Source organism: Pseudarthrobacter sp. CCNWLW217 (assembly GCF_037203985.1).
Lineage (GTDB): Bacteria > Actinomycetota > Actinomycetes > Actinomycetales > Micrococcaceae > Arthrobacter.
The window spans coordinates 1-16,269 of record NZ_JBBCBT010000033.1; the positions used below are offsets into that span (position 1 = coordinate 1).

Genomic DNA, 16,269 nt, shown 5'->3' on the forward strand with positions numbered 1-16,269 from the left:
CAGGAATGCATCCACCGAGCCTTCGTCAGAGCCGGCTGTCGGCGCTTCGGCCATCAGTCTCACCATCCTGTTCACTTGTCCTATCTAATGTCGACGAAGTTCCCGCTGCGAGCCTTGACCATGATTGGGACGGATGACGATGTTGATCGATCATGTCCGGATCTGAAACGCGGGACACACCGCCCCTTGGCGCAATATCGGCCGGACGCGCTCGAACGTCACAACGGCAAACCGTACCGGCGTCTTCAACGATGCGGGCTCGATGTTGACGACGTTCATTTTGGCACCGCCCTCGAACATCGCCGCCATGGCGCGGTTAATCATGGTCTGCTGGCAGCGGTCGCGCGGTGGTACCTTCATTTCGATCCCCATCAATTCCTGTGAACAAAAACCCCGTCCGACTTGAGAAATGTCTGGTTTTCGGCTTGGTCATTCACGATCCACAGCACTCCCCCGCTTTCCGAGACTTCTTCCACTCGACCCTGGGCAACGATCCTTGCATTCCTTAAAATGTTTACTCGTTCACCGTCCTGCAGTTCTCGCCAGTCGGAAAGCGCAGCATGCTTTCTCTGTCCCCTGTGAGCTTCTCGAGCCTTCATCGCTTTCACCTTGATCTGTAAATAGGAACTGTTTGTGTGCAGCAGCTTGACCTCCGATAGAAGTCGCTATGAGGTAGACCCCGAAAGCGGCTAGTCGGACCCACCCAGCGGCGCCAAACTCAACAGTGGGTGTAGCCCTTGACCACGCGCAGGCATTACTTTTTATCCGCGTCCCGCCGCACCGTGTCAGGCCACGGCCGCCATGGTGTCCGGCCAAATGCCGTCGACATGGCGGACAACTGACACCATCGATTCGTTGGAAGGAGGCAACCACGGCCCAATGGGCTTCCTCAACCCCAAGCGCTGCTTGCTCTGTGGCGGCTCGCCGTCGGAGGCCCCCTGCGGGTTGCATCGCTCACTCGCGCGCAGCCCCCACTCGAGGTGCCGACCGTGCGCAAGCTCCCGGTTCATCATTCTGATCACCTCACCAAACTTTTAGATTTAAAGGGTCTCCTCCAGCATGGAACCGGGAGCGAGGGACAAAGCGTGTCACTTTGAGACAGCTGCAGACGCCAGTTCCCGCCCTAGCGAAGGGCTCTTTTTGGATAGCAACAAGATCCATCAGAGCGAATGCAGCATGTACCTGCGGCCAATGGCCGGATGGCCGGGGCCTCAGGCTTTCAAACATTTTTCAACTTGTTTCCGTAGCGGTAGACGCGACGCTGGCCATCGAGATGCCCTCAGTTGGTGTGATGACCACTTCGCTCCTCTCGACCCGAAGAGCACCAGCTGCTTGCCGAATCACCGGCGTCCGGGGCGGTAGCAACCATGGGACATAAACCTCTTCCGAGGCGGCTTTTTCCAAACGGCAAGCCCTCTCGGCGACTTCGCTGACGCAAATGAAGCCAGGCTTAGGCTCGCTCTGTTACGAGCATCTAGGGCTTGGTCATTATGCTCGCGCACGGCCCTGGTACCCTCTTGCGGAGACCACGGGTACTGGCATTCGCTCATCAACTCAGGGCTAGCGGCGGGGTGGGGACAAGCGTAGCGTCGAGCTGAAGGCGGCGTTGGTCGGCAGCAGACGTAAGATATCTGGACCTACGCGCACCGGGGTCTATCCATGAAGGAGCCGGGGATGTCTGGATGGAACGCTGACACGGGGGCTGGGCCACTGGGTGCAGCGCTCACACTGGTTGAAGGGTCTAACTTCTGCATTTCCGCGGCCAACGGAGACATCCTTCCCGAATACCCGCACGGTGTTTTCTACGAGGACACGCGCATCCTGTCCCGCTGGAATCTGACCGTGAATGGTCAGCCGCTTGAGCCGCTGGCTGCGCAGACCACGGAGCCGTATCGGGCGCTGTTCGCCGGTCGCGTTCCACGCATGGATGGGTACGCAGACAGCCCGCTGATCGTGGAGCGGCTGCGGGAAGTCGGCGCCGGCATCCTGGAGCAGATCACGGTCCGGAACTACTCCAGGCAGCCAGCCGATTGCGTGGTCGAACTGACCATCGCTTCGGATTTCGCGGACCTCTTCGAAGTCAAGGAGGCGCGGATCCAGCGACAATGGGACGAAACCCGGCAGTTGGATGGAGATTCGCTGATCATTCGGGCCGCTTGGCGGGACGTTCGCAAGGGCGTCGTGATCAATGCCCACGGCTCCACTGTGACGGAAGAGAAGGTAACCTACCGGACCACTGTCCCCCGGCTCGGCGACTGGACCACGCTGCTGAGCGTGGTGCCCACAGTCGACGGCAAGGACACTGCCGTACCGTTTGAGCATCCGGGGGCGGGCGGGTTGTCCGCGCGCGACCGCCGTCGGCAGGAGTGGGTGGCGAAGATCCCAGTGGTGCAAATGGGCAACCGTTCCATCGAGCGGACCCTGCGGCGCAGCTACGACGATTTGGGTGCCCTGCGGATCGAGGATCCGAAGCATCCAGAACGTGTAGTTGTGGCTGCCGGGGCGCCGTGGTTCATGACCCTTTTCGGACGGGACTCGCTGTGGGCCTCCCTAATGGCGCTTCCTGTGGATCCGTCCTTGGCCTTGGGCACGCTGCAGACGCTGGCCGACCGGCAGGGCAGTGTGGTGGATCCCATGAGCGAGGAGGAACCGGGGAAGATCCTGCACGAGGTAAGACTGGACGCTTCCAGCGGACTGGCCTTGGGCGGGAAGTCTGTTTACTACGGCTGCGTCGACGCCACGCCGTTGTTTCTAATGGTGCTCGGCGAGGTGAGCAGGTGGGGTTTCGCCAAGGAGACCATGGCCGCGCTCCAGCCCCACGCGGACCGGGCGTTGGACTGGATCCGAGAATACGGGGACAAAGACGGAGACGGCTTTATCGAGTACGCGCGCCTCAATGATCGAGGTTTGGTCAACCAAGGCTGGAAGGACTCATGGGATGGGATCAACTTCGCCGACGGAACTTTGGCGGAGCCGCCGATTGCGCTGTGCGAGGTGCAGGGCTACGTCTATGGCGCCTACCTGGCGTCCGCTTGGATGGCGCACGACGCCGGCAACCTAGCCAAGGCCGCCGACCTGCGGGAGCACGCGGCGACACTGAAGCGGCAGTTTAATGAACGGTTCTGGCTGCCGGACAAGGGCTACTACGCCATCGCGCTGGACCGCGACAAGCGGCCCGTCGATGCCTGCGCCTCCAATATGGGCCACTGCCTAACGACCGGCATCATCGACAAGGACAAGGCGCCGCTGGTCGTTGAGCGGCTGATGTCCCCCGAGATGTTCAGTGGTTGGGGAGTGCGCACGCTGGCAACCGACATGGATGCATATAACCCCGCCAGCTACCACAACGGGTCGGTCTGGCCTCATGACAATGCGGTCATTCAAGTGGGCCTTATGCGCTACGGCTTCGTCGCGGAGGCGCAGCGGATCTCCACGGCACTGCTGGAGGCAGCTGAATTTTCGGAGGGCCGGCTTCCCGAATTGTTTTGCGGCTTCAGCCGGGAGCAGTTCGCCGCCCCCGTACCCTACCCGACAGCGTGCTCACCGCAGGCCTGGGCGGCTACCACACCCATCATGCTGGTATCAACCTTGATGCGCTATGACCCGGACGTTTCCCTAGGCGGAGTCTGGATGGATCCTGTCCTCCCTGAGTCATACGGAGACCTGCATATCACCAACGCGCCGATGGGTGCCGGGCGAATCAACATCGACATTTCCGGATCCGAGGTGTCCATCAAGGGATTACCCGAAGGAATGGTGTTCCACCGGGGGTACCTGCCTTGGGTGGGAGACATCATGGAACAAGCCCCGCCCCAGTCGGAGAAATAGCAGGGAACGGTAAGGATCATCCACGGACCGGACGAATTCGGGTCGCTCGCAGCGGCGAATCCTTGTCTGCCCGTACACAAAACCATCCTGGACCCCGCTGTTCCAGCGCCCAGCATCCGTTGTGGTGGACGCCGGCGGGATTGCCTTCCACGCCGCCATCGTCGCCCGCGAGTCCGGGATCCCCGCCGTGATGGGCACGGGATCAGGTACTACTGCCTTGCAGGACGATCAGCTGGTTCTCGAGGAACGGCGCCCGCGGACAGGTCACCATTCCGCAGCCATCAGCGTGACCGCTGCGCCCTACAGGTGACGATCTTCCCTGTGATCACTGGTCAGACAGGAATGCGCCCAATTTTCGTGATGCGCAAGACTTTGATCTCGAGCTGATCGAGAACCTTGACACTGGACGGCCACATACAAAAAGCTGGTCTACCGGCCCACTCCCACGGCTGAACTCGGCCCTGCCACATGCCTCTAGAGGCCCATTGATGCCGGAAGAGCCAGCTGTCTGCCCGCTTCTGACTGAGTCTCGCTTGTCCCCAGCGGATCTTGGGGACTCAATCGTCCGGGCAACTTAAGGGGCTTCCGGGCTTCCATATCCTCCATAGTCAGTTACCTGTACACCGTGGCGCGACTGGGCCTGATGACCTTCACGAGGGCGGCTGGTTGAGTGCCTGAGCCTTCAGGTCGTGTGCGCGCATTACTTTTGTACGTTCGCTCATGACCTCTCGCCGTACGGCCATTGGCGGCAGCACGATCTTCCCCTGAGCGGGTGTCCAGAGACCCCCGGGGCCCGGACGATTTGCCCGTCTCAACATGAGGCACCTGCTCCCGGACCGAGACAGCATGAGTGGCATAAAGCAGACTTAAGTGTCGACAGAGTCCACACCCCCTTTGACCGGACAAAACGCCTGCTGCGTCCATGCTTGGGTCCACAGGGAAGCAACTAATGGACGGAAAACTGCAACGAATTCCGCTTGGTCATGTCGTCAGCAGAACCTCCAGCCATGAATGAGTGATGGCCAAAACGTCCATCAGAACAAACCAGAAAGAGGACGGATAGCCCAAATCCCAGCAGGCGGAAGCCCACTAGCCAGTGACTTGAACCCGCCATCCCACAGACCTGAAAAGGCTCCGCGGCAGCCAGGCCACAGCCCGCGCACCAGCGTCATAGGAACGCCACCCCAAGCTTTGTACACACGTTAATGCAAGAACCCCTCTGACCAGGGAAAACACGTGCCCGAGGTGGGACTCGAACCCACACACCTTTCGATACCGCATTTTGAGTGCGGCGCGTCTGCCAATTCCGCCACTCGGGCGCGGAATACATGAAGCAACAGGGTACGCCCACAGCTGATTGTGAGCAACGCGATCACTTCACGTACGCGGAATTACTCTACATGCAGATAGGCTGAATTCCAGAATCGCGCCGCCGACGCCGCAAACGACCATGCAGATCAAAGTACGGCCGCGGGCGCACCTAAGATAGTGATGTTCCCGCCGTACCTTTCCAAGGAGATCCCGTGACTGAACAGACGGAGTCAAACCCCACGTCCCAGCCGGCGCGCCGCGTCATTGTGGCTGAAGATGAAACCCTCATCCGCCTCGACATCATCGAGATCCTGCGCGGTGAGGGCTATGAGGTTGTAGGCGAGGCGGACAACGGCGAGAAGGCCGTACAGCTCGCAGAGGAACTGAAGCCGGACCTCGTCCTGATGGACGTAAAGATGCCGGTGATGGACGGCATCTCGGCAGCCGAGAAGATCGTCAAGGCCCGCATCGCCCCTGTTGTGCTGCTGACCGCGTTCAGCCAGAAGGAACTCGTGGAGCGGGCCCGCGACGCCGGCGCCATGGCATACGTGGTCAAGCCGTTCACCCCGGCGGATCTCATCCCGGCACTGGAGATCGCACTCTCCCGTCACGAGGAGATCAAGGCCCTCGAAAGTGAGGTCTCTGACCTCCAGGAGCAGTTCGCCACCCGCAAGCTCGTAGAGCGCGCCAAGAGCCTGCTGACCACCAAAATGGGCCTCACTGAACCGGAAGCCTTCCGCTGGATCCAGAAGACCTCCATGGACCGCCGTCTCAGCATGCGCGAGGTTGCCGAGACCATCATCAACCAGGTCAACTAGCACCTAGCCAAGAAAAGGACCCCTGCCAACCGGCAGGGGTCCTTTTCGTTGGCCGCACCGCCAATGAGAGCCAACGAAAAAAGGGAGGATCCCCGCCGGCCGGCGAGGATCCTCCCCCTGTTGTCCTACCTAGAAGCCTAGGACTTCTTCTTCTTTTCCGGCCACGGGCCGAGCTTTTCCTTGTTCCCGGCTGCCTCGCCCGGGCCAGTGGTGTCGGCGAGGTCGCCCACCTTGTGGACCTTCAGCGAGTTGGTGGAGCCAGCCTTTCCGGGAGGGGAACCGGCAGCGATGACCACGAGGTCGCCGTCGTCCACCAATTCCATTTCCAGCAGGCTGCGGTCAACCTGGGCGGTCATCTCGTCAGTGTGGCCCACCATGGGTACCAGCACCGGCTGGATGCCCCAGGTCAGCGCCAACTGGTTCCACACGTGCTCCACCGGGGTGAACGCGAAGACCGGCTTGATGGGACGCAGGCGGGACAGCCGGCGTGCGGAATCGCCGGACTGGGTGAAAGTACAGATGTACTTCGCTTCCAGCTGGTCTGCGATTTCGACGGCGGCACGGGTGATGGCGCCGCCACGGGTCTTGGGCTTGGTGCCCAGCGGGGGGACGCGCTCCAGGCCGTGGACCTCGGTGGATTCGATGATCCGGGCCATGACCTTGACGGTTTCGATCGGGTACTTGCCCACGCTGGTCTCGCCGGAAAGCATAACGGCGTCTGCACCGTCGAGCACGGCGTTGGCGCAGTCAGAGGCCTCTGCACGGGTGGGGCGCGGGTTGTCGATCATGGATTCGAGGACCTGGGTGGCCACGATGACCGGCTTGGCCCAGCGGCGTGCCAGCTCAATAGCGCGCTTCTGAACGATCGGCACTTCCTCCAGCGGAAGCTCCACGCCGAGGTCGCCTCGGGCCACCATGATCGCGTCGAACGCGTCGATGATCTCGTGGAGCTGGTCCACGGCCTGCGGCTTTTCGATCTTGGCGATGACCGGCACACGGCGGCCTTCTTCGTCCATGATCTCGTGCACGCGGACAATGTCGGACGCGTCGCGGACGAACGAGAGGGCAACCAGGTCGACGCCGCGGCGCATGGCCCAGCGGAGGTCGTCCTCGTCCTTCTCACTCAACGCCGGAACGTTGACGGCGACGCCGGGCAGGTTGATGCCCTTGTTGTTGGACACCATACCGCCCACGGTCACGGTGGCGACGACCTTGACGTCGTCGACCTCAATGGCGCGCAGCGCTACCTTGCCGTCGTCGATCAGCAGGGCATCGCCCACGTTGACGTCTTCGGTGAGGCTCTTCAGCGTGGTGGAGCAGATGTCCTTCGTGCCAGGAACATCTTCAGTGGTGATAGTGAAGGTGTCACCCTCGGAGAGGGCGTGGGGACCGTCCACAAAGCGGCCGAGGCGGATCTTCGGACCCTGCAGGTCGGCCATGATAGCCACCGGCTTGCTCAGGTCGGCCGCTGCCTTGCGGACGTTCTCATAGGTGTTGTCATGCACGGAGTAATCGCCGTGGCTCATGTTCATTCGGGCTACGTCAACGCCGGCTTCGAGTACCGCAAGGGTGTTCTCGTAGCTTGCGATGGCCGGGCCGAAGGTGGCCACAATTTTTGCGCGTCTCATATACCTACCCTAGTAGTTTGCTGCATGGATTAAGTTGTTGCGGAGGTGAACCCGTGGCGAACTGAACGGGTGTCAGAGAACCGCGATAGCACGGTCCGTCGGAGCCACCGGAGCGGGCAGGATGGTGCTGCCCATGAGGAACTTGTCCACGGCGGCCGCACAGGCCCGGCCCTCGGCGATGGCCCACACAATGAGCGACTGCCCACGGCCGGCGTCTCCAGCCACGAAGATACCCTCGGTGTTGGTCATGTAGTAACCGTCGCGGGACACGTTGCCGCGGCCGTCGAATTCAGCGTTGACCTGCTCGCTGATTCCTGCCGGCTCGGCGCCGGTGAAGCCCAGGGACAGAAACACCAGGTCCGCCGGGATGATCCGTTCGGTGCCGGCCTTGGGCAGCCGCTTCCCGTCAACGAATTCAGTTTCGGCGACCTTGACGCCGGTGAGCTTGCCGTTTTCGCCCACAAACTCCACGGTGGAGGCGAGGTAGGTGCGTTCGCCGCCTTCCTCATGGGCGCTGGCCATTTCGAACAATGTGGGGAAGGTCGGCCAGGGCTGGTGTCCGGCACGTTCCGACGGCGGCTGCTTGCCGATTGCGAGAGTGGTCACCGACGCTGCGCCATGCCGGTGCGCCGTGCCCAGGCAGTCAGCACCGGTATCGCCGCCGCCCAGGATCACCACGTGCTTGCCCTTGGCGTGGATCTGGTTCTCGATGGTCTCCCCCGCCACCACGCGGTTGGCCGGCACGAGGTAGTCCATGGCGTAGTGCACGCCGTCGAGGTCGCGGCCCGGGATGGGCAGGTTCCGCGGCACGGTGGCACCGGTGGCAATGACGACGGCGTCGTAACGGCGGCGAAGCTGCTCCCACGTGACGTCGGAGCCCACGGCGACGCCGGTGCGGAAGCGGGTGCCTTCTGCCTTCATCTGCTCGATGCGGCGGTCAACCTGCTCCTTCTCCATCTTGAAGTCAGGAATGCCATACCGGAGGAGCCCGCCAATCTTGTCGTCGCGCTCATACACCGCGACAGTGTGTCCCACCCGGGTCAGCTGCTGTGCCACAGCAAGGCCGGCTGGGCCGGAGCCGACGACGGCAACGGTCTTTCCCGTCAGGCGCGTCGGGGGCAGCGGGTTGACCCAGCCGTTTTCGAACGCTTCGTCGATGATGGACACTTCAACCTGCTTGATGGTCACCGCAGGCTGGTTGATCCCCAGCACGCAGGACGCCTCACAGGGTGCCGGGCAGAGCCGGCCGGTCCACTCGGGGAAGTTATTCGTGGCGTGGAGGCGCTCAATCGCTTCTTCGCCCTTATCCCGCCAGGTGAGGTCGTTCCACTCGGGAATCAGGTTGCCCAGCGGGCAGCCCTGGTGGCAGAACGGAACGCCGCAGTCCATGCAACGGCCGGCCTGTGCCTTCAGGACACCCTTTTCCTGGGCCTCATAGACTTCCTTCCAGTCCATGATGCGGACCGGAACCGGACGTCGCGGCTGGGTTTCACGCTGGCGTACTTTCAGAAATCCGCGTGGATCAGCCACCGGTCACCTCCAGGATTCGAGACCATACTTCTTCGCCATCGGGGTCAAGGCCCTCTTCGATGGCGTCGAGACGGGTTTGCAGGACTGCCGCGTAATCGCGCGGCAAGACTTTGGTAATGCGGGCAGCGGTGTCGTCGAAGTTCTCGAGCAGCCGCTGGGCGTGCAGCGACTCCGTCTCCTCGACGTGCTTGACCAGCAGGCCGTGGACGATGTCACGGTCCTCGGCGTCGAGCTCCATAAGCTGGAGTTCCCCGGACTGCAGGGCATCCTTGTTCACGCGGGTGGTCTGCAGGTCCAGCACGTAGGCCGTGCCACCGGACATGCCGGCGCCGAAGTTGCGGCCCGTGCGGCCGATGATCAGCGTCTGGCCGCCGGTCATGTACTCGCAGCCGTGGTCGCCGATGCCTTCAACGACGGCAGTGGCGCCGGAGTTGCGGACCAGGAAGCGTTCGCCCACCTGGCCGCGCAGAAACAGCTCACCGCTGGTGGCGCCATAGCCGATCACGTTGCCGGCAATGACGTTGCTCTCGGCCTTGAACACGTTGGTGCGGTCCGGGCGGACGATGATCCGTCCACCGGACAGGCCCTTGCCCACGTAGTCGTTCGAATCGCCGAACAGGCGCAGCGTGATGCCGGCGGGCAGGAAGGCGCCCAGCGACTGTCCCGCAGTTCCGGTCAGCGTGATGTCGATCGTGTCAGTGGCCAGCAGGTCGGTGCTGAACGTCTTGGTCACAACGTGGCCCAGCATGGTGCCCACCGAGCGGTCGGTGTTGATGACGTCCACGGCAATCTTCACCGGGCTGCGGTCGGTCAACGCCTCGGTGGCCATCGTGATCAGTCGCTGGTCGAAGTGCTTGTCCAGCTCGTGGTTCTGCGAGGTCAGGTTGCGCAGGGGTGCGTCGTCGTCGAACTCGAGTCCGTGCAGGATCGGGTCCAGGTCCAGGCCGTCGGCCTTCCAGTGGTTGATCGCCTCACGGGCGTCCAACACCTCGGCGTGGCCGATCGCCTCCTCGATGCTCCGGAAACCGAGCTCCGCGAGGATTTCGCGGACTTCCTCAGCCAGGAATTCGAAGAAGTTGACCACGAACTCCGGCTTGCCGGTGAACCGGGCCCGCAGCTCGGGGTTCTGCGTGGCAACACCCACAGGGCAGGTATCCAGGTGGCAGACGCGCATCATGATGCAGCCTTCCACCACCAGCGGTGCCGTGGCGAAACCGAACTCCTCGCCACCAAGCAGGGCGGCGATAACAACGTCGCGGCCGGTCTTGAGCTGGCCGTCCACCTGCACCACGACGCGGTCACGCAGGCCATTGAGCATCAGGGTCTGCTGGGTCTCTGCGAGACCCAGCTCCCACGGCACACCCGCATGCTTCAGCGAGTTCAGCGGGGAGGCACCCGTGCCGCCGTCATGGCCTGAGACGAGTACGACGTCGGCCTTGGCTTTGGTGACACCGGCAGCTACCGTGCCGATCCCCACTTCGGAGACGAGCTTGACGTGCACACGGGCCGAGGGGTTGGCGCGCTTCGCATCGTAGATGAGCTGCGCGAGGTCCTCGATGGAGTAGATGTCGTGGTGCGGAGGCGGGGAAATGAGTCCGACGCCGGGAGTCGAGTGGCGCGTCCGGGCAACCCAGGGGTACACCTTCTGCGCCATCAGCTGGCCGCCTTCGCCGGGCTTGGCACCCTGCGCCATCTTGATCTGGATGTCGTCGGCGTTGCTCAGGTAAAGGCTGGTGACCCCGAACCGGCCCGATGCGATCTGCTTGACGGCAGAACGGCGCTTCGGGTCCAGCAGACGGTCAACGTCCTCGCCGCCTTCACCGGTGTTGGACTTGCCGCCCAGCTGGTTCATGGCAATCGCAAGGGTCTCGTGGGCTTCCTTGGAGATGGACCCGTAGCTCATGGCGCCAGTGGAGAAGCGCTTGACGATGCTGGAGACCGGCTCGACCTCTTCCAACGGCACGGCGGGACGGTCGTTCTTGAACTTGAGGAGCCCACGAAGAGTCATCAGGTTCTCGGACTGGTCATCCACGCCCTTGGTGTAGGCCTTGAAGATGTCGTACCGGCGCTCACGCGTGGCGTGCTGCAGGCGGAAGACCGTCTCCGGGTTGAACAGGTGCGGCTCGCCATCGCGGCGCCACTGGTATTCGCCGCCGCCCAGGAGTGGGCGGTGCGGCAGCTCGATGCCGCCTTCGGGGTAGGCCATCTGGTGCCGCGCGGAAACCTCTGCGGCGATGACGTCCAGGCCCACGCCGCCCAGCTGGGAGTGCGTGCCGGCAAAGAATTCGTCCACCAGTTCCTGTCCGAGGCCCAGGGCTTCGAACGTTTGGGCGCCGGTGTAGGAGGCCACGGTGGAGATGCCCATCTTGGACATGATCTTCAGGACGCCCTTGCCGAGGCCCTTGATCAGGTTGTAGACGCCGTCCTGCGGCGTGACCCCAACAACATCCCCGGAGGTGATCAGCTGTTCCACGGATTCCATGGCAAGGTACGGGTTCACGGCGGACGCGCCGTAACCAATCAGGACAGCCACGTGGTGTGTCTCGCGGACGTCGCCGGCCTCGACCACCAGGGCGGTCTTGGTGCGGTTGGCACTGCGCAGCAGGTGGTGGTGCACGGCACTGACCAGCAGCAACGAAGGAATCGGAGCCCACTGCGCGTTCGAGTCGCGGTCGGACAGCACAACGTACTGCACGCCGCGGTTGATCGCACCGGACACCTGCTCGCAGATCTCGGTGAGCCGGGCACGCAGGGCGTTCTCGCCCCCCTCGGGGCGGTAAAGGCCACGGACCTTCATGGCCACGCGGTCGCCGTCGGGCGTTTCGATGTTGGCGATCTTGGCGAGCTGGTCGTTGTTGATCACCGGGAACGGCAAGGAAACCTGCGGCTGGCGGACCTGCTTGGTGTCCAGCAGGTTGCCGTTCGGGCCGATGGCACACGTCAGCGACGTGACCAGCTCTTCACGGATGGCATCCAGTGGCGGGTTGGTCACCTGCGCGAAGGACTGCACAAAGTAGTCGAACAGCAGGCGGGGGCGCTTGGACAGCACAGCCACTGGCGTATCGGAGCCCATGGCGCCCAGGGGCTCGGCACCAGTACGGGCCATCGGGCCGAGCAGGATCTTGAGCTCTTCAGTGGTGTAGCCGAAGGTCCGCTGGCGGATGTTCACCGACGCGGCCGTGTGGACCACATGCTCGCGCTCGGGGAGGTCGTTGAGGTCGATCAGGTTGTCCTTGACCCACTCGGCCCAGGGGTTGGCCGCAGCCACCTCTGCCTTGACCTCTTCGTCGTCGATGATCCGGCCGGCGTCGGTGTCCACCAGGAACATCTTGCCCGGCGAAACACGGCCCTTCTTGACCACCTTGGAGGCTTCGACGTCGATCACGCCGACCTCCGAGGCGAAGACAATCAGGCCATCTTCGGTGATCCAGTAGCGTCCCGGGCGCAGGCCGTTGCGGTCCAGGGTGGCGCCTACCAGGTTACCGTCGGTGAAGGACACGGCGGCCGGGCCGTCCCACGGTTCCATGAGCAGGGAGTGGTACTCGTAGAACGCACGCCGTGCCGGATCCATCGTGGCGTGGTTTTCCCAGGCCTCGGGGATCATCATCATGATCGAGTGCGTGATGGGGCGGCCGGAGAGCCACAGCAGTTCGGCTACTTCGTCGAAGGACGCGGAGTCGGATGCACCGGGAGTGCAGATCGGGTACAGCTCTTCGGGCGAATCCCCCAACAGCGGGTTGGCGAGCTGGGACTGGCGGGCGCGCATCCAGTTCCGGTTGCCCTTGACGGTGTTGATTTCACCGTTGTGGGCGATGGTACGGAACGGCTGGGCAAGCGGCCAGGACGGGAACGTGTTGGTGGAGAAGCGTGAGTGGACGATCGCCAGCTTGGTCTTGAACCGCTTGTCCGAGAGGTCAGGGTAGAACGGCTCCAACTGGGCGGTGGTGAGCATGCCCTTGTAGACGATGGTCCGGGAAGACAGCGACGGGAAGTACACGCCGTACTTGTTCTGGGCGCGCTTGCGGATCCGCCAGGCGCGGGAATCCAGCTCGTTGCGGTCCAACTCCTCGCCAGTAGCCGAGGCCAGGAAGGGCTGCGAGAAGTAGGGCATGCAGGCACGCGCCATGGCACCGACGAGGTCAGCGACGATGGGGACCTCACGCCATCCCAGCACAGTCAGGCCTTCGTCGGCGGCGAGGCCCTCGATGCCTGCCTTGGCGGCATCGGCTTCGCGCTGCTCAGCAGGCAGGAAGGCGGTACCGGCCACGTACTGGCCGGGCGCGGGAAGTTCGAATTCAGTGACGGCACGGAAGAACTCGTCGGGGATCTGCATCAGCAGGCCCGCGCCGTCACCGGTGCCCTCGTCGGCGCCCACTGCACCGCGGTGCTCGAGGTTGCGCAGGGCGGTCAGGGCGGCGTCGACGATATCGTAGCCGGGCTCGCCGCGCAGGGTGGCGATGATCGCAAGACCGCAGGCGTCCTTCTCCTGCTCCGGGTTGTACAGGCCACGGGCCTCCGGCAGGGCCGCAAAGCGCTTGAACGGCGACATGGCAGCCTCAGGCTGGTCCGGTTCGGACCAGCTGGGAGTGTGAAGAGTTTGGCTCATGGGAGACGTCCTTCCTCCTGATCGTGCGTATGGAAGGGACACCGTTGGCCCCACTCGTCGGCGCCGGAAGTGATGGGCACAACAAAGTGTTAGTTACTGGAAATTGTAGGTCAGCACGACCTGCTGAACTAACAGTTACGCAGGCCCCCGACCCGGGCTTGACCGGCCAGCAGCTCTATGCTGGTCCGGGCTGTCCCGATGCCACGACGCTGTGGTTTGTTGGGCGCTGCGAGCGGTGGCTCTGCGACCCTGCTTGCCGGCTTGCTACTTGGTACTGCCAGCTTCCGGCGCGGTTCCTGTGGCTTTGCTGCCGGAGGTCCCGGCTGCCGGCGAATCCGTAACGGAATGCCTGCCTGCCGAAGTCTCCTGCTCCACTTCCGTTGGGGTGGAAGGGCGCACAGAACCGCTTTGGTTATCAGGGAGATTATCACGCGCTTCACTATCTGAGACAACAGGGTCCGTATCACGGACCGGTTCGTTGCCATCTTCCGGGCCCTCGGCAGCGGGACCCCGGCCATCCAGGTAGACGCTGTCCGGCACGGGTTTGCCCTTCATTCCCAAGAGGACGAAGACCACCAGCGCCACCACGAAGACCAGGATGCTGGTCCAGACATTCAGGCGCGCGGTGATGCCGAAGAGGTTGATCCGCTCAGCGTCATCAATCCGCATGGCTTCAATCCAGACCCGGCCCAGGGTGTAGTACATGGCGTAGGCCCAGAAGAGCCGGCCGCGGCGGAAGTGGAACTTTCGGTCCAGGGCCAGGAGGATCAGCACGCCCGCGATGTTCCACAGCGACTCGTACAGGAACGTCGGGTGGAACAGGGTCTCGGCAGCCATCCCGGCTGGGAAGTTGGCGTTATCCGCATCGACCTGCAGGCCCCACGGCAGCGTGGTAGGCCCACCGAACAGTTCCTGGTTGAAGTAGTTTCCCCAGCGGCCGACGGCCTGCGCCAGCAGCAGCCCTGGAGCTGCTGCGTCCAGGAACGCCGTGAGCTTCACACCCGACCGGCGGCAGCCGATCCAGGCGCCCACCACGCCCAGGACAACTGCGCCCCAGATTCCCAACCCGCCGCGCTGGATCTGCGGGATCAGCCAGAGGTCTCCTGTGCCGTCGAACCCGGGACCAAAGTAGGCATCCGGGGAGGACACCACGTGGTAGAGCCGTCCGCCGATGATGCCAAACGGGATGGCCCAGATGACGATGTCCCAGACGCTGCCCTCCGGCGCTCCCCGCCGCGCCCAGCGGACGGACGTGAGCCACAGGCCCACGATGATGCCCGCCAGGATGCACAAGGCGTAGGCGTGGATGCGCAGCGAACCCCACGGCAGCGGGATGTCGAAGCCGGACCAGTCCGGACTCGGGATGCTGGCCGGCACCATGGCCGCGGCGTGGAGGAGGGTCTGCATCGGGGCTACTTCCTGGTCAATCCGGTACTGAGGTCTTTGGTCAGCTTCGCAACGGCGTCAACGCCGCCGTCCCTGATGGCGGACACGAGGGCCGTGCCCACGATCACGCCGTCGGCATAGGCGGCGATCTCGGCCACCTGCTCCGCGTTCGAGACTCCCAGGCCAACGCAGACGCGCTCGGCGCCGGCTTCCTTCGCCGCAGCCACAACGCCCTTGGCAGCCGAACTGACCGAGGACCGGGCACCCGTAACGCCCATGATCGAGACGGCGTACACAAAACCTCGGCTCGCCTCCACCGTGCGCTTCATGCGTTCGGTGGAGGACGAAGGCGCTACCAGGAACACCCGGTCCAGGCCGTACTTGTCGGATGCTTCCATCCATTCGGCGGCCTCGTCCGGGATGAGGTCCGGTGTGATCAGGCCGGCTCCCCCGGCTTCGGCGAGGCGGCGTGAGAACTCGTCCACGCCCATCCGGACTACCGGGTTCCAGTAGGTCATGACCAGCACGGCGGCGTCGGTCTGGCTGGTGATGCCGGCCACGACGTCGAAGACCTGGCGGACGGCGAATCCGTTGGCCAGGGCTTCCGTGGTGGCAGCCTGGATGACAGGACCGTCCATGACCGGGTCCGAGTACGGGATGCCGATCTCGATGAGGTCGGCACCGTTCCGGGCCAGGGCGATGCCGGCGGCGATGGTGTCCTCAACGGTGGGGTACCCGGCAGGAAGGTAGCCGATCAGGGCCGCCCGTCCTTCTGCGCGGGCCTTGTCGATGGCGACTGCCGATTTGCTGATGCTGGTGATGTCCTGAGCGCCGGTCACAGCTGCTCCCCTTCCTTGCCGATAGCGGCCTCTGCGGAGTCCTTGTCCAGCAGGTCGAACCACTCTGCTGCGGTGGCCACATCCTTGTCACCGCGGCCGGAAAGGTTCACGATCACGATCTTGTCTGCTGCCCCGGCGGCGCCGACCTCAGCGGCGAGCCGCTGGCCCACCTTGATGGCGCCGGCGAGGGCGTGCGAGGACTCGATCGCGGGGATGATGCCTTCGGTGCGGCAGAGAAGGCGGAAGGCCTCCATGGCTTCGCTGTCCGTGATGGGCTCGTAGCTGACGCGTCCGATGTCGGCCAGGTAGGAGTGCTCCGGGCC

Annotated in this window: 9 protein-coding genes, 1 tRNA gene and 1 pseudogene; 3 read left to right on the forward strand and 8 right to left on the reverse strand. The window is 63.6% G+C overall.

What is annotated here, in order from left to right:
* Positions 1-150: 150 nt before the first annotated feature.
* A complete protein-coding gene (locus V9L18_RS21585; RefSeq protein ID WP_337349198.1) occupies positions 151-372 on the reverse strand; it encodes a hypothetical protein in 222 nt (73 codons plus the stop codon).
* A 1,302-nt stretch (positions 373-1,674) separates the two neighbouring features.
* Here V9L18_RS21585 and V9L18_RS21590 point away from each other — a divergent pair.
* Entirely contained in the window at positions 1,675-3,828 is a 2,154-nt protein-coding gene (locus V9L18_RS21590) for an amylo-alpha-1,6-glucosidase (protein WP_337349199.1), read from the forward strand.
* A 97-nt stretch (positions 3,829-3,925) separates the two neighbouring features.
* Positions 3,926-4,138, forward strand: a complete 213-nt coding sequence (locus V9L18_RS21595; protein ID WP_337349205.1) for a PEP-utilizing enzyme — start codon at positions 3,926-3,928, stop codon at positions 4,136-4,138.
* Between the two features lie 927 nt (positions 4,139-5,065).
* Here V9L18_RS21595 and V9L18_RS21600 read toward each other — a convergent pair.
* Positions 5,066-5,147, reverse strand: a tRNA-Leu gene (locus tag V9L18_RS21600).
* 204 nt (positions 5,148-5,351) lie between these two features.
* On the opposite strand from V9L18_RS21600, the gene V9L18_RS21605 reads away from it, so the two are divergent.
* Positions 5,352-5,957, forward strand: coding sequence for an ANTAR domain-containing response regulator (locus V9L18_RS21605; protein WP_066285573.1), 606 nt, complete (start codon positions 5,352-5,354; stop codon positions 5,955-5,957).
* 137 nt (positions 5,958-6,094) lie between these two features.
* Here the strand turns inward: V9L18_RS21605 and pyk are convergent, their stop codons facing one another.
* The 6 genes and pseudogenes from pyk to V9L18_RS21635 form a co-directional block, all read right to left on the reverse strand.
* The gene (gene pyk, locus V9L18_RS21610) at positions 6,095-7,585 is read right to left on the reverse strand and encodes a pyruvate kinase (protein ID WP_337349200.1); all 1,491 of its coding nucleotides are present in this window, start codon (positions 7,583-7,585) and stop codon (positions 6,095-6,097) included.
* 72 nt (positions 7,586-7,657) lie between these two features.
* Entirely contained in the window at positions 7,658-9,115 is a 1,458-nt protein-coding gene (locus V9L18_RS21615) for a glutamate synthase subunit beta (RefSeq protein ID WP_337349201.1), read from the reverse strand.
* Positions 9,108-13,721 (reverse strand): glutamate synthase large subunit, encoded by a 4,614-nt coding sequence (gene gltB / locus V9L18_RS21620; RefSeq protein WP_337349202.1) that lies wholly within the window; start codon positions 13,719-13,721, stop codon positions 9,108-9,110. The genes V9L18_RS21615 and gltB overlap by 8 nt, the downstream gene beginning before the upstream one ends.
* Positions 13,722-13,985: 264 nt before the next feature.
* A complete protein-coding gene (gene lgt / locus V9L18_RS21625; RefSeq protein WP_337349203.1) occupies positions 13,986-15,128 on the reverse strand; it encodes a prolipoprotein diacylglyceryl transferase in 1,143 nt (380 codons plus the stop codon).
* Between the two features lie 5 nt (positions 15,129-15,133).
* The gene (trpA, locus tag V9L18_RS21630) at positions 15,134-15,946 is read right to left on the reverse strand and encodes a tryptophan synthase subunit alpha (RefSeq protein ID WP_337349204.1); all 813 of its coding nucleotides are present in this window, start codon (positions 15,944-15,946) and stop codon (positions 15,134-15,136) included.
* Positions 15,943-16,269 (reverse strand): annotated as a pseudogene (locus tag V9L18_RS21635) (tryptophan synthase subunit beta); the annotation flags it as partial. The pseudogene V9L18_RS21635 and the gene trpA, both read right to left, overlap by 4 nt.

Bases quoted from the DNA above. Each gene is read 5' to 3' on its own strand.
- V9L18_RS21585 (WP_337349198.1), bottom strand. From the start codon at position 372: ATGGGGATCGAAATGAAGGTACCACCGCGCGACCGCTGCCAGCAGACC.
- V9L18_RS21590 (WP_337349199.1), top strand. From the start codon at position 1,675: ATGTCTGGATGGAACGCTGACACGGGGGCTGGGCCACTGGGTGCAGCG.
- pyk (WP_337349200.1), bottom strand. From the start codon at position 7,585: ATGAGACGCGCAAAAATTGTGGCCACCTTCGGCCCGGCCATCGCAAGC.
- gltB (WP_337349202.1), bottom strand. From the start codon at position 13,721: ATGAGCCAAACTCTTCACACTCCCAGCTGGTCCGAACCGGACCAGCCT.
- lgt (WP_337349203.1), bottom strand. From the start codon at position 15,128: ATGCAGACCCTCCTCCACGCCGCGGCCATGGTGCCGGCCAGCATCCCG.